The 18,084-nt window shown below is 61.9% G+C and carries 29 protein-coding genes and 1 pseudogene; all 30 read right to left on the bottom strand.

The window, feature by feature from the left end; genetic code table 11:
- Positions 1–85: 85 nt before the first annotated feature.
- Positions 86–1,081: a hypothetical protein gene (locus ASD44_RS03715; RefSeq protein ID WP_056108939.1), complete on the bottom strand. Its 996-nt coding sequence runs from the start codon at positions 1,079–1,081 to the stop codon at positions 86–88.
- Positions 1,082–1,096: 15 nt separating this feature from the next.
- The gene (locus ASD44_RS03710; RefSeq protein WP_156459763.1) at positions 1,097–2,845 is read right to left on the bottom strand and encodes a hypothetical protein; all 1,749 of its coding nucleotides are present in this window, start codon (positions 2,843–2,845) and stop codon (positions 1,097–1,099) included.
- A gap of 161 nt (positions 2,846–3,006) precedes the next feature.
- Positions 3,007–3,438, bottom strand: a complete 432-nt coding sequence (gene rplQ, locus ASD44_RS03705) for a 50S ribosomal protein L17 (protein WP_056108934.1) — start codon at positions 3,436–3,438, stop codon at positions 3,007–3,009.
- A 104-nt stretch (positions 3,439–3,542) separates the two neighbouring features.
- Positions 3,543–4,553, bottom strand: coding sequence for a DNA-directed RNA polymerase subunit alpha (locus tag ASD44_RS03700; protein WP_056115389.1), 1,011 nt, complete (start codon positions 4,551–4,553; stop codon positions 3,543–3,545).
- 106 nt (positions 4,554–4,659) lie between these two features.
- Entirely contained in the window at positions 4,660–5,049 is a 390-nt protein-coding gene (rpsK, locus tag ASD44_RS03695; protein WP_056108931.1) for a 30S ribosomal protein S11, read from the bottom strand.
- Positions 5,050–5,174: 125 nt separating this feature from the next.
- Positions 5,175–5,543: a 30S ribosomal protein S13 gene (rpsM, locus tag ASD44_RS03690; RefSeq protein WP_056108929.1), complete on the bottom strand. Its 369-nt coding sequence runs from the start codon at positions 5,541–5,543 to the stop codon at positions 5,175–5,177.
- A gap of 205 nt (positions 5,544–5,748) precedes the next feature.
- A complete protein-coding gene (locus ASD44_RS03685; RefSeq protein ID WP_056108925.1) occupies positions 5,749–6,342 on the bottom strand; it encodes an adenylate kinase in 594 nt (197 codons plus the stop codon).
- The gene (gene secY / locus ASD44_RS03680) at positions 6,339–7,679 is read right to left on the bottom strand and encodes a preprotein translocase subunit SecY (RefSeq protein WP_056108923.1); all 1,341 of its coding nucleotides are present in this window, start codon (positions 7,677–7,679) and stop codon (positions 6,339–6,341) included. Before secY ends, ASD44_RS03685 begins: the two co-directional genes overlap by 4 nt.
- A 168-nt stretch (positions 7,680–7,847) precedes the next feature.
- Complete coding sequence (gene rplO / locus ASD44_RS03675) at positions 7,848–8,321, bottom strand: 50S ribosomal protein L15 (RefSeq protein WP_056108920.1); 474 nt, start codon at positions 8,319–8,321, stop codon at positions 7,848–7,850.
- A gap of 21 nt (positions 8,322–8,342) precedes the next feature.
- Positions 8,343–8,540, bottom strand: coding sequence for a 50S ribosomal protein L30 (gene rpmD / locus ASD44_RS03670; protein WP_056108917.1), 198 nt, complete (start codon positions 8,538–8,540; stop codon positions 8,343–8,345).
- 23 nt (positions 8,541–8,563) lie between these two features.
- Entirely contained in the window at positions 8,564–9,127 is a 564-nt protein-coding gene (gene rpsE, locus ASD44_RS03665; protein ID WP_056115384.1) for a 30S ribosomal protein S5, read from the bottom strand.
- A 149-nt stretch (positions 9,128–9,276) separates the two neighbouring features.
- Positions 9,277–9,636 carry a 50S ribosomal protein L18 gene (gene rplR / locus ASD44_RS03660; RefSeq protein WP_056108914.1) on the bottom strand — a complete coding sequence of 120 codons (360 nt, stop codon included), beginning with the start codon at positions 9,634–9,636 and terminating at the stop codon, positions 9,277–9,279.
- 131 nt (positions 9,637–9,767) lie between these two features.
- Positions 9,768–10,301, bottom strand: coding sequence for a 50S ribosomal protein L6 (gene rplF / locus ASD44_RS03655; RefSeq protein WP_056108911.1), 534 nt, complete (start codon positions 10,299–10,301; stop codon positions 9,768–9,770).
- Positions 10,302–10,342: 41 nt separating this feature from the next.
- The gene (gene rpsH / locus ASD44_RS03650; RefSeq protein ID WP_056108908.1) at positions 10,343–10,741 is read right to left on the bottom strand and encodes a 30S ribosomal protein S8; all 399 of its coding nucleotides are present in this window, start codon (positions 10,739–10,741) and stop codon (positions 10,343–10,345) included.
- Between the two features lie 12 nt (positions 10,742–10,753).
- Complete coding sequence (rpsN, locus tag ASD44_RS03645; RefSeq protein ID WP_056108906.1) at positions 10,754–11,059, bottom strand: 30S ribosomal protein S14; 306 nt, start codon at positions 11,057–11,059, stop codon at positions 10,754–10,756.
- Positions 11,060–11,085: 26 nt separating this feature from the next.
- On the bottom strand, positions 11,086–11,664 hold the full coding sequence (gene rplE, locus ASD44_RS03640) for a 50S ribosomal protein L5 (RefSeq protein ID WP_056108904.1): 579 nt from the start codon (positions 11,662–11,664) through the stop codon (positions 11,086–11,088).
- Entirely contained in the window at positions 11,657–11,971 is a 315-nt protein-coding gene (gene rplX, locus ASD44_RS03635) for a 50S ribosomal protein L24 (protein ID WP_056108900.1), read from the bottom strand. The genes rplE and rplX overlap by 8 nt, the downstream gene beginning before the upstream one ends.
- Positions 11,972–11,983: 12 nt before the next feature.
- Complete coding sequence (rplN, locus tag ASD44_RS03630; RefSeq protein ID WP_024924768.1) at positions 11,984–12,352, bottom strand: 50S ribosomal protein L14; 369 nt, start codon at positions 12,350–12,352, stop codon at positions 11,984–11,986.
- A gap of 152 nt (positions 12,353–12,504) precedes the next feature.
- Complete coding sequence (gene rpsQ, locus ASD44_RS03625; RefSeq protein ID WP_056108897.1) at positions 12,505–12,753, bottom strand: 30S ribosomal protein S17; 249 nt, start codon at positions 12,751–12,753, stop codon at positions 12,505–12,507.
- Positions 12,754–12,763: 10 nt separating this feature from the next.
- Positions 12,764–12,964 (bottom strand): 50S ribosomal protein L29, encoded by a 201-nt coding sequence (gene rpmC, locus ASD44_RS03620; RefSeq protein WP_056108894.1) that lies wholly within the window; start codon positions 12,962–12,964, stop codon positions 12,764–12,766.
- A gap of 12 nt (positions 12,965–12,976) precedes the next feature.
- Positions 12,977–13,390 carry a 50S ribosomal protein L16 gene (gene rplP / locus ASD44_RS03615; RefSeq protein ID WP_056108892.1) on the bottom strand — a complete coding sequence of 138 codons (414 nt, stop codon included), beginning with the start codon at positions 13,388–13,390 and terminating at the stop codon, positions 12,977–12,979.
- Positions 13,391–13,452: 62 nt separating this feature from the next.
- On the bottom strand, positions 13,453–14,166 hold the full coding sequence (gene rpsC, locus ASD44_RS03610) for a 30S ribosomal protein S3 (protein WP_056108888.1): 714 nt from the start codon (positions 14,164–14,166) through the stop codon (positions 13,453–13,455).
- Positions 14,166–14,555 (bottom strand): 50S ribosomal protein L22, encoded by a 390-nt coding sequence (rplV, locus tag ASD44_RS03605; RefSeq protein WP_056108885.1) that lies wholly within the window; start codon positions 14,553–14,555, stop codon positions 14,166–14,168. Before rplV ends, rpsC begins: the two co-directional genes overlap by 1 nt.
- A 2-nt stretch (positions 14,556–14,557) precedes the next feature.
- Positions 14,558–14,836, bottom strand: a complete 279-nt coding sequence (rpsS, locus tag ASD44_RS03600) for a 30S ribosomal protein S19 (RefSeq protein ID WP_056108883.1) — start codon at positions 14,834–14,836, stop codon at positions 14,558–14,560.
- 16 nt (positions 14,837–14,852) lie between these two features.
- Positions 14,853–15,686 carry a 50S ribosomal protein L2 gene (gene rplB / locus ASD44_RS03595; RefSeq protein ID WP_056108879.1) on the bottom strand — a complete coding sequence of 278 codons (834 nt, stop codon included), beginning with the start codon at positions 15,684–15,686 and terminating at the stop codon, positions 14,853–14,855.
- Positions 15,687–15,709: 23 nt separating this feature from the next.
- Positions 15,710–16,003, bottom strand: a complete 294-nt coding sequence (locus tag ASD44_RS03590) for a 50S ribosomal protein L23 (protein ID WP_056108876.1) — start codon at positions 16,001–16,003, stop codon at positions 15,710–15,712.
- The gene (rplD, locus tag ASD44_RS03585; protein WP_056108874.1) at positions 16,000–16,620 is read right to left on the bottom strand and encodes a 50S ribosomal protein L4; all 621 of its coding nucleotides are present in this window, start codon (positions 16,618–16,620) and stop codon (positions 16,000–16,002) included. The genes ASD44_RS03590 and rplD overlap by 4 nt, the downstream gene beginning before the upstream one ends.
- Positions 16,620–17,357 (bottom strand): 50S ribosomal protein L3, encoded by a 738-nt coding sequence (gene rplC, locus ASD44_RS03580; protein ID WP_056115380.1) that lies wholly within the window; start codon positions 17,355–17,357, stop codon positions 16,620–16,622. The genes rplD and rplC overlap by 1 nt, the downstream gene beginning before the upstream one ends.
- A gap of 85 nt (positions 17,358–17,442) precedes the next feature.
- Positions 17,443–17,751: a 30S ribosomal protein S10 gene (gene rpsJ, locus ASD44_RS03575; RefSeq protein WP_006205468.1), complete on the bottom strand. Its 309-nt coding sequence runs from the start codon at positions 17,749–17,751 to the stop codon at positions 17,443–17,445.
- A 94-nt stretch (positions 17,752–17,845) separates the two neighbouring features.
- Positions 17,846–18,084, bottom strand: a pseudogene (gene tuf, locus ASD44_RS18700) (elongation factor Tu); the annotation flags it as partial.

Here is an 18,084-nt window from a genome sequence, read left to right as displayed (position 1 = left end):
CAGGAAAAAGAAAAAGAAGCCGCGCAGGCCCCTTGAACTGTTTCGAGAAAAGCCGACGCAGTTGCGCCTCTTCGTTCTTCATCCGTCAGCCCTTCACCCGAACGATCAGTCCGACCGAGCCTTCATAGTAGGTGCCGCGTTTGTGGTCGCCGCTGCTCTGGCGCACTTCCACTGCGAAAGCCGAGCCTCCGCCAACGCCTTCGGGAACCTTGCCGGCGAGCTTCACCTGGCGGGATTCGCGTGGACCAAGCTTCACTTGGTGCAAGTCGAGCGTGGTCCATTTCATCTTTGCAGCCAGCTTTTCAGCCGACGCACGGGGCAGCCGGCGCAGCGGTTTCCCGCCGGTCGCGAGATGCAGCGACAGGCTTTCCGTTCGCCTGCCTACATCCACGAGTTTGAGCTGAAGCGTTTCGCCCAATGTCCGCAAGGCTTTTGTGTCGAGGGGTTCGGCCCTGACATCGAAGGCCATGGCGCGATCGAACGGATTAACCAGCCTGATCTTGTATTCAAAGCCGCCATCGCTGTCGCTCGTCGCCTCGACCAGATTGTGCTGGGCCCAATGCCGTTCGATGCCGGGCAGGATCGCGCCTCTCGTTGGAACATCAAAGGGGCTCGATACGCGCGCCACCAGGCAGACGTGCTGTGGTGCGCTCTGTGGTACTATGCCGGTGATGATCGGCGAGGTAAAAACCTGTCCGCCCGTCGGAACGGCAACGACCGTTTGCCCGAATAATGTCGGATCGGTGAAACCGGTGGACGGGTCGACCCACCACACAGATACCTGAACCGGAGCGGCGCCGGTTCCCGCGCCCCAGTTGGCAACGGCGACGGTCACCTCCGTGGGCTCGCCGCGCTTGAATACGCCGCCCGCCTGCCCGTTGACGACGATCGAGGGGCAAAGCCAGGAAATGGCGCCGGCGGGCAACGGCCGCTCGCTGCCCGGCCTACCCCGGTCTCCTGGAAAATAAGGGATGACGATAAAGGTGCTTACCGGTTCGGGCTTGTCAGGTTCGCCTTCCTTGCCGCCCCTCTCATTCAACGGCAAATTTCGTTTGGAGGTCTTGCCGAGCGCTTTGATCATCAATTTTCCTCTGACCTAAAGGGCGTTTTCCGGCAGTATCTTCACGGATAGGATCGGGTCGTTGATGGACGTCCCGTCGGCGATATCCCAACACTCGTGCATGAAGCCCCGGTCGGCATCGAGGTCGCGGTTGCGCCTGTCAGGCTTTCCTTTGACCAGATCGCGAAGAAATATGTAGGCGAACTGGCTGCCACTCAATTTCGAGGCGACATTGTTGTACAGCATCGTCTGACCGGAATCGACGAAAGCATCGGGTGCAAGCTCGGGCGGGAAAGGCTGGCTATGCACGCCAACCGCGGGGTTCTCGACCGCTGTCAGCGGATCGCGGTGATAGGTCTGCTCGGCCTGCGGATCGAGCCTGAGCGGCCATTCCGGACGGCCTGGCGTGCGCAGAAATTGCTGGTAGAGCGGCGACGACATCAAGAGATCGTCGGGATAGATCAATCCGGTGACGGCGAGATAGGCCAAGGCCGAATCCAGCCCCTGCCACATCACCATGCGCATATTGAATATTTCCTGGAGGAAATGCGCGGCGTTATCGGGATTCTGGAGCGCGGTCAGCGCTGCCGAGGCTTCAGGCGCCGGCGTGGTGGGATCGCGCGGATCGGGTGGATCGGGCGCGAGGAAGTCGAACACCGTGCATTTGCCCTTGTCGATAGCCTGGACGATGCAGACGACCAGCATGATCAGGAAAGCGAAGATCAACAGGATGCCCAATATGCATCCGGCGCCGGAACTCGATTTGGAATCCGACGTGTTCGGCGTCGTTGGATCGGAGTCCGGCGCCGACGAGATACTCAAATCGCTGTCTATGCCGGATGCTGCTAATATGTCACCGACATCGGTCGGCGGCACGTTCTGGACGAAACCATTGGCTGGCGGCATCGGCAGGTCGACGCGTTTGAAGCGTTCCAGCAGTTGCAGGTGCCGGATCAGCTTGCCGTAGCCGGCGTCGAAATCGGGAACAGAACGGCCGGGATAAGCGACAGCAAAAGCGGATTGTAGAAACGCGGCTATGTCGGCCGGCAGCGGCGCGCCGGGCGCTGCACCGAACAGGCCCGCGCCGGAAAGCTTCGGCGTGGCTTTGGTCTTGTGAAGATGGGCGCCGACAGCGTTGCGGGCGATGCGATCGCGGAACCGGTGAAGCCGCCGCGGGCCGGCAACGACCGTGCCAAGATAGGCCGAACCGCACAGGTTTCCGGCATAGCTACTGATCAGGCCGGCGCAAACCGCGCGTTCACGCTTGCTGTTCGCCTTGCTGAAAGCCTCGTTGAGGAAGGAAACGGTGCGCCTGCCGAGAAAGCGGTTGCCATTGTCCCACGACGGTTCCTTGACGTCTTGCTGGCGTGGGTGTGGGCGAATGTGGGGAAGCGGTTCGATCGATGCCTTCAGCGCCTCGATGTCCGCCTGAGAGGCAAGAGCGGAATCGCGGGCCGCGACCAGCTTCTGCAGCGCCTGCGCCACAAGGTCGGCCGCATTGGCCGGAGGCGGCGAACCAAGGGCCTGCTCGATGCCGCTTTGGGCCTCGCCAAGTTGCCCGTAGATCGCAACGGCGTTCGACCAAATGCCTGCGGCCTTTTCCAGAAGATCTAATTCAAATCCATCAGAATCGGCATGGATGACCAGATGATCGATCCAGGCGCCGATAAAGGCAGCATCAGGATCGTCCTTTCCCGCCTGTAGGACAGAATTTTCTTCCGGTGTACCCCCCGTTATCTTGAGAAACTCCTGCAGGACGGCCAGATGCGAATGATAATCAATCATTTCGTCGATCACCCCTGAAAGAAAAACACGGAAGAACCTGAGATATACTACCAATTCGTGACGCTTCCGCAACGGAAGATGTGGAGGGAAGCACAAACGAAAAAAGACCGGCAGGCTTGCGCCTGCCGGTCTTTAAAACCAAATCCTCAGCAGCGATCAGATCACGCGGCTTCGGCTTCTCCGTTGCCGCCTTCGGCCTCGACGCGGGCACGGTCGCCGGCACCCTTTGCCGACATATCGCGGTCGACGAATTCGATGACGGCCATAGCGGCGTTGTCGCCGTGGCGGAAGCCCGCCTTCATGATGCGCAGATAGCCGCCGTTGCGGGTGGCGTAGCGCGGCGCGATGGTTTCGAACAGACGCTTGACGACGCCTTCATTGCCGATCTGGGCGATGACCTGGCGGCGGGCGTGCAGGTCGCCGCGCTTGCCGAGCGTCACCAGCTTCTCGACGATCGGACGCAGGTCCTTCGCCTTCGGCAGGGTGGTGACGATCTGCTCATGCTCGAGCAACGACACCGCCAGATTGGCGAGCATCGACTTGCGGTGGCTAACACTGCGGGCGAAGCGGCGGCCTTTGAAACCGTGGCGCATGGCTCTTTTCCTTCTTCAGTTGTTCAAGAGGCCACGGCCTCTGATGGTTTTCCGCATGACCGTCGGGCCAAACGGCTCGCGCCGCCTGCCCTTGGAATTCATGCTCAATATTGGTCTTCGTAACGCTTGGCGAGGTCTTCGATGTTCTCCGGCGGCCAGTCCGGCACTTCCATGCCGAGATGCAGGCCCATCGCCGCGAGCACTTCCTTGATCTCGTTCAGCGACTTGCGCCCGAAGTTCGGGGTGCGGAGCATCTCCGCCTCGGTCTTCTGGATCAGGTCGCCGATATAGACGATATTGTCGTTCTTCAGGCAGTTGGCCGAACGGACCGAAAGCTCCAGTTCGTCGACCTTCTTGAGCAGCGCCGGATTGAAGGCGAGCTCGGTGACGGTCTCTTCGGCCACCGCCTTCTGCGGCTCGTCGAAATTGACGAACAGGCCGAGCTGGTCCTGCAGGATACGGGCGGCGAAAGCCACCGCGTCTTCGCCCGAGATCGAACCGTCGGTCTCGATGGCCATGGTCAGCTTGTCGTAATCGAGAACCTGGCCCTCGCGGGTGTTCTCGACCTTGTAGGAGACCTTCTTGACCGGCGAGTACAGCGAGTCGACCGGGATAAGGCCGATCGGCGCGTCCTCGGCGCGATTGCGGTCAGCCGGCACATAACCCTTGCCGGTATCGACGGTGAACTCCATGCGGATCTCGGCGCCCTCGTCGAGGGTGCAGATGACATGGTCGGGGTTCAGGATCTCAACGTCGCCAACCGTCTGGATGTCGCCAGCCAGCACGGCGCCCGGTCCCTGCTTGCGCACAACCATGCGCTTGGGGCCGTCGCCTTCCATCTTGATGGCGATTTCCTTGATGTTGAGCACGATGTCGGTGACGTCCTCGCGCACACCGGCGATAGACGAGAATTCATGCAGAACGCCGTCGATCTGCACGGCAGTGACGGCGGCGCCACGCAGCGAAGACAAAAGCACGCGACGCAGCGCATTGCCGAGGGTGAGGCCGAACCCGCGCTCCAGCGGCTCGGCGACGAGCGTCGTCAGGGTCTTCTTCTTCGACGAGAACTCGATCTTGTTCGGCTTGATCAGTTCCTGCCAGTTTTTCTGGATCATTTTGTCTTCCTTCCGTTTCCCCACCACCATCCAATCGTGGCGGGCGACCTGGAAAACCGCGAAAGCGCCTGCATTATGCAGACGCTCCAGCGGGGTTCAGTATTCCTTAGACGCGGCGCTTCTTGCGCGGGCGGCAGCCATTGTGCGGGATCGGCGTCACGTCACGGATCGAAGTGATGGTGAAGCCGGCTGCCTGCAGGGCGCGCAGCGCCGATTCACGACCGGAGCCGGGTCCGCAGACCTCGACTTCGAGCATGCGCATGCCGTGTTCCTGCGCCTTCTTGGCGACGTCCTCGGCTGCCATCTGGGCTGCGAACGGGGTCGACTTGCGCGAACCCTTGAAGCCCTGGGCACCCGCCGACGACCAGGCAATCGTATTGCCCTGTGCGTCGGTGACGGTGATCATCGTGTTGTTGAAGGTCGAATTGACGTGGGCGACGCCCGTCGAGATGTTCTTGCGTTCGCGACGGCGAACACGACCGGCTTCCTTGGCCATGATAGTCCTTTCAGTTGATCTCTACACCGCCGTAATGCCAGCGGCTCCACCTGAGGAGGCAGTCGGGCTTCGGCAGTCGGCAGTCGAATACGACCGCCCATTGCCGATTGCCGATTGCCGCCAAATTACTTCTTCTTGCCCTGAATCGCCTTGGCCGGGCCCTTGCGGGTGCGTGCATTGGTGTGCGTGCGCTGGCCACGGACCGGGAGCGAGCGGCGATGACGCAGGCCGCGATAGCAGCCGAGGTCCATCAGGCGCTTGATGTTCATCGAAACTTCGCGGCGCAGGTCGCCCTCGACCTGATAGTCGCGGTCGATCGCCTCGCGGATCGCCAGAACTTCGGCGTCGGTCAGCTGGTTGACGCGACGCTCGGCCGGGATGCCGACCTTGTCGACGATCTCCTGGGCGAACTTCTTGCCAATGCCGTGAATGTACTGAAGCGCAATGACGACGCGCTTGTTGGTCGGAATGTTGACGCCGGCTATACGAGCCATTCTTCTCTTCTCCATGTGGGTCGGGATACCTTGAAAAACAAGGCGCATCCGACGCGTTTCAAATGCCCGCGTCCGGTGGAGGCCGGCCCTTGCGGGAGTTCCTTATTCAACACGACCGCCTTGTCCTTGCGGACAAGCAAGCCTCATGCCGATAGGGAGACGGGCCGCCATACTCCTGCAGCGCGTATCCGTCAAGGCCGAGACGTTACTTTTTGCTTATCGCGCCGAGGATCCGGTCGATCTTCTGCGTGACTTCATCGATGGAAGCCATGCCGTCCAGGCTCGTCAGCATGCCCTTGGCATAGTAGTAGCCGACGAGCGGCGCGGTCTTCTTGTAGTATTCGCGCAGGCGCTCCGGAACGACCGCCGGATCGTCATCCTTGCGCACCGGCTGGCCGGCGGCGCGGGTTTCCTCGGCGCGCTTGGCGATGCGTTCGATCAGCGCCTTGTCGTCGACGACCAGCTCGATCACGGCATCGAGCTTCTGGCCGCGCTGCTCCAGCATGGCCTGCACGGCATCGGCCTGCGCCAGCGTGCGCGGATAACCGTCCAGAATAAAGCCCTTGGCGCAGTCCGGCGCGTCGATCCGTTCGGCGACGATGGCGTTGACGATGGCGTCGGAGACGAGTTCGCCCGCATCCATGACCGCCTTGGCGCGTTTGCCGACCTCGGTGCCGTTCTTCACCGCCGCACGCAGCATGTCTCCGGTGGAGAGCTGCGGTATGCCATGTTTCTCGACCAGTCGCTGCGCCTGCGTCCCCTTGCCCGCTCCCGGCGGGCCAAGCAATATCAACCTCATCTGCCCCTCTTGCCCCCGCGCAGCTTCGACTTCTTGATCAGACCCTCATACTGGTGCGCAATCAGGTGCCCCTGGATCTGCGCAACCGTGTCGAGCGTTACACTGACCACGATCAGAAGCGAAGTGCCACCAAGGTAGAAGGGTACGCCAGTCGCCGAAATCAGGAACTCAGGCAGCAGGCAGACGGCGACCAGATAGATAGCGCCGATCACCGTGATGCGCGTCAGCACATAATCGATGTAGTCGGCTGTGCGCTCACCCGGACGATATCCGGGAATGAAGCCGGAGTGCTTCTTGAGCTGGTCGGCGGTGTCCTTCGGATTGAAGACAATCGCGGTGTAAAAGAAAGCGAAGAACACGATCATTCCCGCATAGAAAGCCATATAGAGCGGCTGGCCATGGCCGAGCGAGGCGAGGATCGTGCTGGCCCAGGCCGGCATGTTGGTCGTGTTCGAGAAGCCCGCGACGGTCGCCGGCAGCAGAAGCAGCGACGACGCGAAGATCGGCGGAATGACGCCCGACGTGTTGAGCTTCAGCGGCAGGTGCGAGGTATCGCCCTGGAACATGCGGTTGCCGACCTGACGCTTCGGATACTGGATCAGCAGCCGGCGCTGGGCGCGCTCGAAGAAGACGATCAGCGCGATGACGACGATTGCCAGAACGATGATGGCGAGGATCAGCCCGGTCGATAGCGCGCCGGTGCGGCCCAGTTCCAGCGTGCCGGAAATGGCCGTCGGCAGGCCGGCGACAATGCCGGCGAAGATGATGAGCGAAATGCCGTTGCCGATGCCGCGGGCGGTGATCTGCTCCCCCAGCCACATCAGGAACATGGTGCCGCCGACCAGCGTGATGACGGTCGATACCTGGAAGAACACACCCGGATTGGTGACAATGCCATTGCCGCCTTCCAGCCCGACGGAAATGCCGTAAGCCTGCACCAGAGCCAGGAATACGGTGCCGTAGCGCGTGTACTGGTTGATGATCTTGCGGCCCTGCTCGCCTTCCTTCTTCAGCGCTTCCAGCGACGGAATGACCGACGTCATGAGCTGCATGATGATGGAGGCCGAGATGTAGGGCATGATGCCCAGCGCGAAGATCGCCATGCGCTGCACGGCGCCGCCGGCGAACATGTTGAACATGCCCAGCACGCCCTTCGACTGGGAATTGAAGGCCTGGGCGAACGCTTCTGGATTGATGCCCGGAAGCGGAATATAGGTGCCAAGCCGATAGACCAGCAGCGCGCCGATGGTGAACCAGATGCGCTTCTTCAGATCCTCGGCCTTGGCGAAGGCCGCGAAATTGAGATTGGAGGCTAGTTGTTCAGCAGCCGAAGCCATGCCTGAATTCTCCGCTTGGTCGCGCCTGGAGCATGATGGGTCCCGGCTGTCGGGCGGCGCGTGTCACCGAGATAGTCCCGGCCCCCCAAAGATGCAAGCGGCCGCAATGACGCGGCCGCTCGTTTGACTGGAAAAGATGCGGGGTACTGTGCCCGCACTTCTCGATGCTTACTCGGCAGCGGCCTTTTCGGGCAGCTTGATCGAACCGCCGGCCTTCTCGATCTTCTCGATGGCGGCCTTGGAGGCGCCAGCGACGTCGAACGAGACCTTTGCCTTGAGCTCGCCATCCGAAAGGATGCGAACGCCGTCCTTGACGCGACGAATCACGCCGGCCTTGGCAAGCAGTTCCGCCGTCACGGTTTCCTTGGCGTCGAGCTTCTTGGCGTCGATAGCGGTCTGGATACGGCCCAGCGACACGGTGACGAAGCTCTTGGCGAAGATGTTGTTGAAGCCGCGCTTGGGCAGACGGCGATAGAGCGGCATCTGGCCACCCTCGAAACCGTTGATTGCCACGCCCGAGCGGGAGCTCTGGCCCTTGACGCCGCGGCCGCCGGTCTTGCCGGTGCCGGAGCCGATGCCCCGGCCGACGCGCTTGCGGGAGTGCGTCGCGCCTTCGTTGTCACGCAGATCGTTGAGTTTCATGGTTGTTCTCCAGCGTGCGTCTTATTTCTCGTCGACGACGCGGACGAGATGGGAGACGGCGGCGATCATGCCGCGCACGGAAGGAGTGTCCTCCAGGGTGCGCTGCTTGTGCATCTTGTTGAGGCCGAGACCGACCAGCGTTGCGCGCTGTTCCTTCGGCCGACGGATCGGCGAACCGATCTGCTCAACGGTGACTGTCTTGGTAGCTTTCTTGGCCATTGTCGTGGTCCTTCGGCTATCGACTATTCTTCAGCCGCTACGGCGGTGCCGCGGCGGGCCTGAAGGGTCGAGTACTTGATGCCGCGCGCCGCAGCCACATCCTTGGGATGCATCTGGCTCTTGAGCGCATCGAAGGTGGCGCGAACCATGTTGTAGGGGTTCGACGACCCCATCGACTTGGCGACGACGTCATGCATGCCGAGCGTCTCGAAGACGGCGCGCATCGGGCCGCCGGCGATGATGCCGGTACCCTGCTTGGCGGCGCGAAGGAGAACGCGGCCCGCACCCCAGCGTCCTTCGACGTCGTGGTGGAGCGTGCGGCCCGAGCGGAGCGGCACGAAGATCATCTCGCGCTTGGCGGATTCAGTCGCCTTGCGGATCGCCTCCGGCACTTCACGCGCCTTGCCGTGACCGAAACCGACGCGGCCTTTCTGGTCGCCGACGACGACGAGAGCGGCGAAGCCGAAGCGACGGCCACCCTTGACCACCTTGGCGACGCGGTTGATGTGTACGAGCTTGTCGACGATGCCGTCGTCCCGCTCTTCGCGATCGCGGCCGCGGCCGCCATCCCTACGTTCCTGTGCCATATCCTGTTCCTTATTCTTTTCCGGAAGCACGGGTTGCTGAAATGCCGGCGCCTCGTTTCGAGGTCGCCGGCGGCGAAATCTGCGTCTCCTGTAGCGATCCTGGCGAAAATGTCAGCAACTTTCTGCCGACGTCTCCGCCCAGGGACGCCTTAGAAGCTCAAGCCGCCCTCGCGGGCCGCTTCGGCCAGCGCCTTGACGCGGCCGTGATAGATGTAGGCGCCGCGGTCGAAAACGACTTCCTTGACACCGGCCTTGATGGCGCGCTCGGCGATCAGCTTGCCGACCGCCGTGGCAGCAGCCGCGTCGGCGCCGGTCTTCTTCGATCCCTTGAAATCTTTCTCCAGCGTCGAAGCAGCGGCGATCGTGTGGCCCTTCGCGTCGTCGATCACCTGCACATAGATGTTCTTCGACGTACGGTGGACCGAAAGCCGCGGGCGGCCGTTCGAAACGGCCTTGATCTGACGGCGGATGCGCGACGAGCGGCGCTGTGTGGCTTCTTTGCTTGCCATAGTCTGGTTCCTGCCTTGAAAAACGGGGTTTGCCATGTGCGGTAGGCCTGGCCTCCCGCGGCAACGCCCCGTGGCGTTGCACATTCTCCAAGCGTTGCCCTGGAAAGCCAGAGGCTTTCCGAGACGCCGCTTTACTTCTTCTTGCCTTCCTTGCGGACGATCTTCTCGCCGGCGTAGCGCACGCCCTTGCCCTTGTAGGGCTCGGGGCCGCGATACTCGCGAATTTCAGCCGCAACCTGGCCGACCTGCTGCTTGTCGATGCCCGACACCGAGATTTCGGTGGGCTTCGGCACGGTGATGGTGATGCCCTGCGGCGTCTCATAAACGACGTCGTGGCTGAAGCCGAGAGCAAGCTGCAGGTTCTTGCCCTGCAAGGCGGCGCGATAGCCGACGCCGGTGATCTCGAGCTTCTTCTCGAAGCCGTCCTTCACACCCTGCAGGATGTTCAGGATCTGCGTGCGCGACATGCCCCATTTGGAGCGGGCGTTCTTGGACTGGTCCTTTGGCTGAACAGCGATCTCGCCATTCTCCATCTTGACCAGAACCTCGTCGTTGACGACGAAATTCAGCTCGCCCTTGGGGCCCTTCGCCGTCACGGTCTGGCCGTTGACCGTAGCGGTCACGCCCTGCGGCACCGAGACTGGTTTCTTTCCGATACGAGACATTTTGTTGTCCTCGTTACTTCTCTTGTTTCAAGTGGGCCCGATTAGAATATCTGGCAGAGAACTTCGCCGCCGACATTCTGTTCGCGCGCTTCGTGGTCCGCCATGACACCCTTCGGAGTCGAAAGGATGGCGATGCCGAGGCCGTTGGCGACGTGCGGTATCGAACGAGCCGAAACGTAGACGCGGCGGCCAGGCTTCGACACGCGCGAGATTTCGCGCACGACCGGGTTGCCGTCGAAATACTTCAGCTCGATCTCGATTTCGGACTTGCCGTTGTCGAAGTCGGTCTGGCTGTAGTCGCGGATGTAGCCTTCCGACTTCAGCACGTCGAGAACGCGGGCGCGCAGGCGCGAGGCCGGCGTCGAGACGCTCGACTTCTTACGGCCGTAGGCGTTGCGGATGCGGGTCAGCATATCGCCGAGAGGATCGCTCAATGACATATCGTGTCCTCCTTACCAGCTCGACTTGACCAGGCCCGGGATCTGGCCGTTGTTGCCAAGATCACGAAGCGCGATACGCGATACTTTGAGCTTGCGATAGTAGGCGCGCGGACGGCCGGTGACTTCGCAGCGGTTGCGGATGCGGATCTTCGCCGAGTTGCGCGGCAGCGCCGCTAGCTTCAACTGGGCGCGAAAACGCTCTTCCATCGGCTTGGACTGATCCATGACGATGTCCTTGAGGGCCTTACGCTTGGCAGCATACTGGTCCACGAGCTTGCGGCGCCGGTTGTTCTTCTCGACTGAGCTGGTCTTTGCCATTCAGATTTTTCCTTTGCTCGCTGCCGTTACTGGCGGAAGGGGAAGTTGAAAGCCTTGAGCAGCGCCCTGGCTTCGTCGTCCGTCTTCGCAGTCGTACAAACGATGATGTCCATGCCCCAGATCTGATCGACCTTGTCGTAGTTGATCTCCGGGAACACGATGTGTTCCTTGATGCCCATGGCGTAGTTGCCACGGCCATCGAAGCTCTTCGGGTTCAGGCCGCGGAAGTCGCGAACGCGCGGCAGCGCGATGTTCACGAGGCGGTCGAGGAACTCGTACATTTTCTCCTTGCGAAGCGTAACCTTCGCGCCGATCGGCATGTTCTCGCGAACCTTGAAGCCGGCGATCGACTTGCGCGCACGGGTCACGACCGGCTTCTGGCCGGCGATGAGCGCGAGGTCCTCGGCGGCGACCGTGGGCTTCTTGGAGTCGGCCGTGGCTTCGCCAACGCCCATGTTCAGCACGATCTTGTCGAGACGCGGAACCTGCATCTCGTTGTCGTACTTGAACTGCTCCAGCAGCGCCTTCTTGATGGTCTCCTGATAGACCTTCTTCAGGCGTGGCGTGTTCTTGGCCTCTGCTTGGGCCGTAGCTGCCTTAGCCATTGATGGTTACTCCCGAGCGCTTGGCAAAACGCACCTTCTTGCCATCCTTCTCGAACTTGAAACCGACACGGGTCGGCTTGCCGTCCTTGGGGTCGGCCAGCGCAATGTTCGAAAGGTGGATCGGCGCTTCCTTGGTGATGATCCCGCCCTCTTGGGACTGGGATTGCTTCTGGTGACGACGGATCATGTTGACCCCGCGCACCAGCGCGGTGTCTTCCTTCGGCTGTACGGACACGACCTCGCCGGAGCGGCCCTTGTCCTTGCCGGAAAGCACGACGACCTTGTCGCCCTTACGGATCTTCTGCATGGGTCCTGCTCCTTACAGCACTTCAGGCGCGAGCGAGATGATCTTCATGTGGTTCTTGGCGCGAAGCTCGCGCGGAACCGGGCCGAAGATACGCGTGCCCACAGGCTCTTTCTTGTTGTCGACGAGAACGGCTGCGTTCTTGTCGAAACGGATCACGCTGCCGTCCGGGCGGCGGATGTCCTTGGCCGTGCGAACCACGACCGCCTTCATCACATCGCCCTTCTTCACGCGGCCGCGCGGAATGGCTTCCTTGATCGACACCACGATGATGTCGCCCACGGAAGCGTATTTCCGCTTCGAGCCGCCCAGCACCTTGATGCACATGACACGACGGGCGCCGGAATTATCCGCGACGTCGAGGTTTGTTTGCATCTGAATCATGACTGGCCGCCTTCTTCTCTTCTAACGGGACGGGCTTTCAAGGCCCCTCCCCGGTCTGTCCAAAATTCGGTTCCTTAAAGCGCTTTGCGCTTTAACTTTCTTCCACGCAGGTCTTTGTCCCGAAACCGTTCCCACTTTCGGGAGACATGCTTTTAGGCCTGTTCGGCCTGCGCCTCGGTGACGACGATCCAGCGCTTGTCCTTGGAAATCGGCTTCGATTCCTGGATGAACACGGTATCGCCGACCTTGTGGGCGTTGTTCTCGTCGTGGGCCTTGTACTTCTTCGACAAGCGCACGGTCTTCTTCATCACCGGATGGGTGAAGCGACGCTCGACCTTGACGACGACCGTCTTCTCGTTCTTGTCGCTGACGACGGTGCCCTGCAAAATGCGCTTTGGCATGGTTTTGTCCTTAAGCCTTCTTGCCAGCGGTTTTTGCCGCCGTGATGGTCTTGATGCGCGCAATGTCCCGACGGACCTGCTTGACGCGCGCAGTCTTCTCAAGCTGCCCGGTCGCCTTCTGGAAGCGCAGATTGAACTGCTCCTTCTTCAAGGCGGCGAGATCGTCAGCGAGCTGGTCCTGCGTCTTGGTGCGGATGTCTTCGGCTTTCATCTCGGCTCTTCCTTATTCTGCAATGCGCTGAACGAAGCGCGTGCGGACCGAAAGCTTGGCCGCGCCCAGGCGCAGCGCCTCGCGGGCGGTCTCTTCCGAAACGCCGTCGATCTCGAACATGACGCGGCCCGGCTTGACCCGGCACGCCCAGTAATCCACCGCGCCCTTGCCCTTGCCCATGCGGACTTCGGTCGGCTTCGAGGTCACCGGAACATCCGGGAACACACGGATCCAGACACGACCGGCGCGCTTCATTTCGCGTGTGATCGCGCGGCGGGCCGCCTCGATCTCACGCGCGGTGACGCGGTTCGGTTCCAGCGCCTTCAGTCCGAAGCCACCGAAATCCAGATTGGTGCCGCCCTTGGCAGTACCGTGGATGCGGCCCTTGAACTGCTTGCGGAACTTAGTGCGCTTTGGCTGCAGCATCTTACTTGCTCCAAATTCTCATTTTCTCAGCGTGACCCAATTTCAGGATCACGCACATTGTCTCAGGCGTTCTCGCGGCGGCGGGCGCCGGAACGCTCACCCTGCGCATCGCCTTCGGTGGCGCGGCGTTCAGACGCCATCGGATCGTGTTCGAGGATTTCTCCCTTGAACACCCAGACCTTGACGCCGCAGATGCCGTAAGCGGTATGCGCCTCGGCTGTGCCGTAATCGACGTCGGCGCGCAGGGTGTGCAGCGGCACGCGACCTTCGCGGTACCACTCCATACGAGCGATTTCAGCGCCGCCGAGACGGCCCGAGCAGTTGATGCGGATGCCTTCGGCGCCGAGGCGCATGGCCGACTGGACCGCGCGCTTCATGGCGCGGCGGAAGGCGATGCGGCGCTCAAGCTGCTGGGCAATCGACTGGGCGACCAGCGTCGCGTCGATTTCCGGCTTGCGGACTTCGACGATGTTCAGGTGCGTCTCGGACTTGGTCATCTCCATCAGCTTCTTGCGAAGCTTTTCGATGTCGGCGCCCTTCTTGCCGATGATCAGGCCAGGGCGCGCGGCATGGATGGTGACGCGGCACTTCTTGTGGGGACGCTCGATCACGACCTTCGAGATCGCGGCCTGCTTGAGTTCCTTTTCAAGGTACTCGCGGATCTTGATGTCCTCGTGCAGCAGCTTGCCGTACTCGCCGGTGTTTGCGTACCAGCGCGAGTCCCAGGTGCGGTTAATGCCGAGGCGGAAACCGATCGGATTGATTTTCTGGCCCATTATGCGGCCTCCCCTTTTTCCTCGACTTCACGAACAACGATCGTGAGGTGCGAAAACGGCTTCTCGACGCGGCTGGCGCGACCGCGGCCACGAGCGTGGAAACGCTTCATGACGATCGACTTGCCGACATAGGCTTCGGCCACGATCAGCGCATCGACATCCAGGTCGTGGTTGTTTTCCGCGTTGGCGATCGCCGATTCCAGCGTCTTCTTCACGGTCTCGGAAATCCGCTTGCGCGAGAATTCGAGATCGTTCAGCGCAGCGGCGACCTTCTTGCCGCGGATCAGCGCAGCAACGAGGTTCAGCTTCTGCGGGCTGATACGGATCGTGCGCAGGACTGCGCGCGCCTCATTATCAGCAAGCCTGCGCGGAGCTTTGGCCTTGCCCATGATTATTTCCTCTTCGCCTTCTTATCCGCGCCGTGACCGTAATAGGTCCGGGTCGGAGCGAACTCACCGAACTTGTGGCCGACCATGTCCTCGTTCACCGAGACCGGAACATGCTTCTGACCGTTGTAGACACCGAAGGTGAGGCCGACGAACTGCGGCAGGACGGTGGAGCGGCGGCTCCACATCTTGATCACCTCATTACGACCACCTTCACGAACCTTGTCTGCCTTCTGGAGAAGGTAGCCGTCGATGAAAGGGCCTTTCCAAACCGAACGAGTCACTTGGCGTTACCTCTTCTTAGCTCTTGCGCTGATGGCGCGAGCGCACGATGAACTTATCGGTCGCCTTGTTGGACCGCGTCTTCTTGCCCTTGGTCGGCTTGCCCCACGGGGTGACCGGGTGACGGCCGCCGGAAGTGCGTCCTTCACCACCGCCATGCGGGTGGTCGACCGGGTTCATGGTCACGCCGCGGTTGTGCGGGCGCTTGCCGCGCCAGACCGTGCGGCCTGCCTTGCCGTCGTTGATGTTGCCGTGGTCGGGGTTCGATACGGCGCCGACAGTGGCGAAGCATGAACCGTGGACGATGCGCTGCTCGCCCGAATTGAGGCGCAGGATCGCCATGCCCTGATCGCGGCCGACCAGCTGGGCGTAAGCGCCGGCCGAACGGGCAACCTGGCCGCCCTTGCCGGGCTTCAGTTCGATGTTGTGGACAATGGTGCCAACCGGCATGGCCGACAGCGGCATCGCGTTGCCCGGCTTCACGTCGACCGATTCACCAGCCACGACCTTGTCGCCGGCAGCCAGACGCTGCGGAGCGATGATGTAGTTCAGCTCGCCGTCATCATACTTGATCAGCGCGATGAAGGCGGTGCGGTTCGGATCGTACTCGAGCCGTTCGACCGTGCCGACCACGTCGAACTTGCGACGCTTGAAGTCGATGATGCGGTACGAACGCTTGTGACCGCCGCCGATAAAGCGGGCGGTGATGCGGCCATAGTTGTTGCGGCCGCCCGACTTGGTCAGACCTTCGGTCAGGCCCTTGACGGGCTTGCCCTTGTAGAGGCCCGAACGGTCGACGATGACCAGCTGGCGGGTGCTCGGCGTTATCGGGTTGTATTTTTTCAATGCCATTGTCGTTGTCCTCGCGGCCTAGCTCAGAGACCCGTCGCGACGTCGATGGACTGGCCGTCGGCCAGCGTCACGATCGCCCTTTTGACGTCACTCTGGCGGCCGATGGTGCCGCGGAAGCGCTTTACCTTGCCCTTGCGGACGAGCGTGTTGACAGCCGTGACCTTGACGCCGAACAGCGCCTCGACTGCGGCCTTGATCTCCGGCTTCGACGCCTTCTTGGCGACGTTGAAGACCACCTGGTTCTGCTCGGAAGCCATGGTCGACTTCTCGGTGATCGCCGGCGAGACGATCACGTCATAATGACGAAGGTCGGTCATTTAAAGCGCTCCTCGAGAGCCTCGACGGCGGCCTTGGAAAGGACCAGCGTGCCGCGGCGCAGAATGTCGTAGACGTTGATGCCCTGGATGGGCAGCACGTCGATGTTCGGAATGTTGGCCGCGGCCTTCTTGAAGCCCTGGTCGAGTTCGGCGCCGCCGATGAACAGCGCGTTGGTCAGGCCGAGCGCGGCGAAGTTCGCCACCAGCGCCTTGGTCTTGGCTTCGGCCAGCTTCAGCTCATCGACGACGATGATGGAAGCGGACTTGGCCTTGGCCGAGAGCGCATGCTTGAGGCCGAGCGCACGGACCTTCTTCGGCAGATCGTGCTCATGGCTGCGAGCGACCGGGCCATGGGCCTTGCCGCCGCCGCGGAACTGCGGAGCGCGAGCCGAATGGTGACGGGCGCGGCCCGTTCCCTTCTGCTTGTACATCTTGGCGCCGGTGCGCGCGATGTCGGCGCGGCCCTTGGCCTGATGCGTGCCCTGCTGCTTCTTGGCGAGCTGCCAGCGCACGACGCGCTGCAGGATGTCCTCGCGCGGATCAAGTCCGAAGATCTCCTCGGAGAGCTTCAGCTTGCCGGCGTCCTTGCCTGCGAGCGTTGTGATCTTGAGGTCCATTATTCAGCTCCCTCTGTGGCCGGGGCCTCGTTCTGCACGGCAGCCTTCTCGGCGCCCTTCTGGGCAGCGCGGATGGCGGCAGGCTTCGGCGCATTGGCCGGCAGCGCAATCTTGGCGGCGTCGCGAACCAGGATCCAGGCGCCCTTGGTGCCCGGAACCGCGCCGCGGATCAGGATCAGGCCGCGGTCGGTGTCGGTGGAAACCACCTCGACATTCTGCGTGGTCACGCGGGTATCGCCCATGTGGCCGGCCATCTTCTTGCCCTTGAACACCTTGCCGGGGTCCTGGCGCTGGCCGGTCGAGCCGTGGGTACGGTGCGAGACCGAGTTACCGTGAGTGGCACGGCCACCACGGAAATTGTGGCGCTTCATGACGCCCTGGAAGCCCTTGCCGGTCGAAGTTCCCGTCACGTCGACCTTCTGGCCGGCGACGAAGTGCTCGACGGTGATCTCGGCGCCGACGTCGAGCATGTTGTCGGCGGAGACGCGGAACTCGGCGAGCTTCGTCTTCGGCTCGACGGAGGCAGCGGCGAAATGGCCGCGCATCGCCTTCGACGTGTTCTTCACCTTGGCCAGACCGACGCCGAGCTGAACGGCGGTGTAGCCATTCTTTTCCTGCGTACGCTGGGCCACGACCTGGCAGTTCTCCATGCGGAGAACGGTGACGGGAACATGTTCGCCGGCATCGTTATAGATGCGGGTCATTCCCACCTTCTGTGCAATTACACCTGAACGCATCGGTTCATCTTCCTTCAGAGGAGCCATCGGGAAACCCTCAGGCTCATGTCTTTGCTCTTCCTCGAGTGCCTGTCGGGGCCTCTCGTCAGAGCTTGATTTCGACGTCCACGCCTGCGGCGAGATCGAGCTTCATCAGCGCATCGACCGTCTGCGGGGTCGGGTCGACGATGTCGAGAAGACGCTTGTGGGTGCGCATCTCGAACTGCTCGCGGCTCTTCTTGTCGACGTGCGGCGAGCGGTTAACCGTGAACTTCTCGATCCGCGTCGGCAGCGGAATGGGGCCGCGGACATTGGCGCCGGTGCGCTTGGCCGTGGACACGATTTCCCGCGTCGAAGCATCGAGCACCCGGTGATCGAACGCTTTCAGGCGGATGCGGATATTCTGACCGTTCATCTCGTCATTCCTTGTTCTGGCGCGGCGCGGGCGTTACCCCGCCCGCGACAGATCGTTTCTTCTTGTTACTCGACGATGCTTGCGACGATGNNNNCCGGCGCCGACGGTGCGGCCGCCTTCACGGATGGCGAAGCGCAGCTTCTCCTCCATGGCGATCGGCACGATCAGCTCGACATCGACGGTGATGTTGTCGCCGGGCATCACCATCTCGGTGCCCGAAGGCAGCGTCACGATGCCCGTCACGTCCGTCGTGCGGAAGTAGAACTGCGGACGGTAGTTGGTGAAGAACGGCGTGTGACGGCCACCCTCCTCCTTCGTCAGGATGTAGGCTTC

Origin of the sequence: Mesorhizobium sp. Root554 (genome assembly GCF_001427025.1) — a bacterium.
In the GTDB taxonomy this organism is placed as follows: domain Bacteria; phylum Pseudomonadota; class Alphaproteobacteria; order Rhizobiales; family Rhizobiaceae; genus Mesorhizobium.
The sequence above is the reverse complement of the archived record's forward strand: the minus strand, read 5'-3'. Positions and strand labels throughout refer to the sequence as shown.

What these genes read in the sequence shown, in the direction of transcription:
- rplV (WP_056108885.1), bottom strand. Translation starts at nt 14,555, where the DNA reads ATGGGCAAGGCCAAAGCTCCGCGCAGGCTTGCTGATAATGAGGCGCGC.
- rplP (WP_056108892.1), bottom strand. Translation starts at nt 13,390, where the DNA reads ATGCTGCAGCCAAAGCGCACTAAGTTCCGCAAGCAGTTCAAGGGCCGC.
- secY (WP_056108923.1), bottom strand. Translation starts at nt 7,679, where the DNA reads ATGGCTTCGGCTGCTGAACAACTAGCCTCCAATCTCAATTTCGCGGCC.
- rpsM (WP_056108929.1), bottom strand. Translation starts at nt 5,543, where the DNA reads ATGGCTCGTATAGCCGGCGTCAACATTCCGACCAACAAGCGCGTCGTC.
- ASD44_RS03700 (WP_056115389.1), bottom strand. Translation starts at nt 4,553, where the DNA reads ATGATCCAGAAAAACTGGCAGGAACTGATCAAGCCGAACAAGATCGAG.
- rplQ (WP_056108934.1), bottom strand. Translation starts at nt 3,438, where the DNA reads ATGCGCCACGGTTTCAAAGGCCGCCGCTTCGCCCGCAGTGTTAGCCAC.
- rpsH (WP_056108908.1), bottom strand. Translation starts at nt 10,741, where the DNA reads ATGTCATTGAGCGATCCTCTCGGCGATATGCTGACCCGCATCCGCAAC.
- ASD44_RS03685 (WP_056108925.1), bottom strand. Translation starts at nt 6,342, where the DNA reads ATGAGGTTGATATTGCTTGGCCCGCCGGGAGCGGGCAAGGGGACGCAG.
- rpsJ (WP_006205468.1), bottom strand. Translation starts at nt 17,751, where the DNA reads ATGAACGGTCAGAATATCCGCATCCGCCTGAAAGCGTTCGATCACCGG.
- rpsE (WP_056115384.1), bottom strand. Translation starts at nt 9,127, where the DNA reads ATGGCACAGGAACGTAGGGATGGCGGCCGCGGCCGCGATCGCGAAGAG.
- rplF (WP_056108911.1), bottom strand. Translation starts at nt 10,301, where the DNA reads ATGTCTCGTATCGGAAAGAAACCAGTCTCGGTGCCGCAGGGCGTGACC.
- rplN (WP_024924768.1), bottom strand. Translation starts at nt 12,352, where the DNA reads ATGATTCAGATGCAAACAAACCTCGACGTCGCGGATAATTCCGGCGCC.
- rplE (WP_056108904.1), bottom strand. Translation starts at nt 11,664, where the DNA reads ATGGCTAAGGCAGCTACGGCCCAAGCAGAGGCCAAGAACACGCCACGC.
- rplX (WP_056108900.1), bottom strand. Translation starts at nt 11,971, where the DNA reads ATGCAGAAGATCCGTAAGGGCGACAAGGTCGTCGTGCTTTCCGGCAAG.
- rplC (WP_056115380.1), bottom strand. Translation starts at nt 17,357, where the DNA reads ATGCGTTCAGGTGTAATTGCACAGAAGGTGGGAATGACCCGCATCTAT.
- rplO (WP_056108920.1), bottom strand. Translation starts at nt 8,321, where the DNA reads ATGAAACTCAACGATCTGCGTGACAACGAAGGCGCGACGCACTCCCGC.
- rpsC (WP_056108888.1), bottom strand. Translation starts at nt 14,166, where the DNA reads ATGGGCCAGAAAATCAATCCGATCGGTTTCCGCCTCGGCATTAACCGC.
- rplR (WP_056108914.1), bottom strand. Translation starts at nt 9,636, where the DNA reads ATGGCAAGCAAAGAAGCCACACAGCGCCGCTCGTCGCGCATCCGCCGT.
- ASD44_RS03715 (WP_056108939.1), bottom strand. Translation starts at nt 1,081, where the DNA reads ATGATCAAAGCGCTCGGCAAGACCTCCAAACGAAATTTGCCGTTGAAT.
- rpmD (WP_056108917.1), bottom strand. Translation starts at nt 8,540, where the DNA reads ATGGCCAAGAAAGCTACCAAGACAGTCACCGTTGAGCAGATCGGTTCG.
- rpsK (WP_056108931.1), bottom strand. Translation starts at nt 5,049, where the DNA reads ATGGCCAAGGAAGCCGGTCGTGTTCGCCGTCGCGAACGCAAGAACATC.
- rpsN (WP_056108906.1), bottom strand. Translation starts at nt 11,059, where the DNA reads ATGGCAAAGACCAGCTCAGTCGAGAAGAACAACCGGCGCCGCAAGCTC.
- ASD44_RS03710 (WP_156459763.1), bottom strand. Translation starts at nt 2,845, where the DNA reads ATGATTGATTATCATTCGCATCTGGCCGTCCTGCAGGAGTTTCTCAAG.
- rpsQ (WP_056108897.1), bottom strand. Translation starts at nt 12,753, where the DNA reads ATGCCAAAGCGCATTTTGCAGGGCACCGTCGTCAGCGACAAGAACGAG.
- rplB (WP_056108879.1), bottom strand. Translation starts at nt 15,686, where the DNA reads ATGGCATTGAAAAAATACAACCCGATAACGCCGAGCACCCGCCAGCTG.
- ASD44_RS03590 (WP_056108876.1), bottom strand. Translation starts at nt 16,003, where the DNA reads ATGACCGACCTTCGTCATTATGACGTGATCGTCTCGCCGGCGATCACC.
- rplD (WP_056108874.1), bottom strand. Translation starts at nt 16,620, where the DNA reads ATGGACCTCAAGATCACAACGCTCGCAGGCAAGGACGCCGGCAAGCTG.
- rpmC (WP_056108894.1), bottom strand. Translation starts at nt 12,964, where the DNA reads ATGAAAGCCGAAGACATCCGCACCAAGACGCAGGACCAGCTCGCTGAC.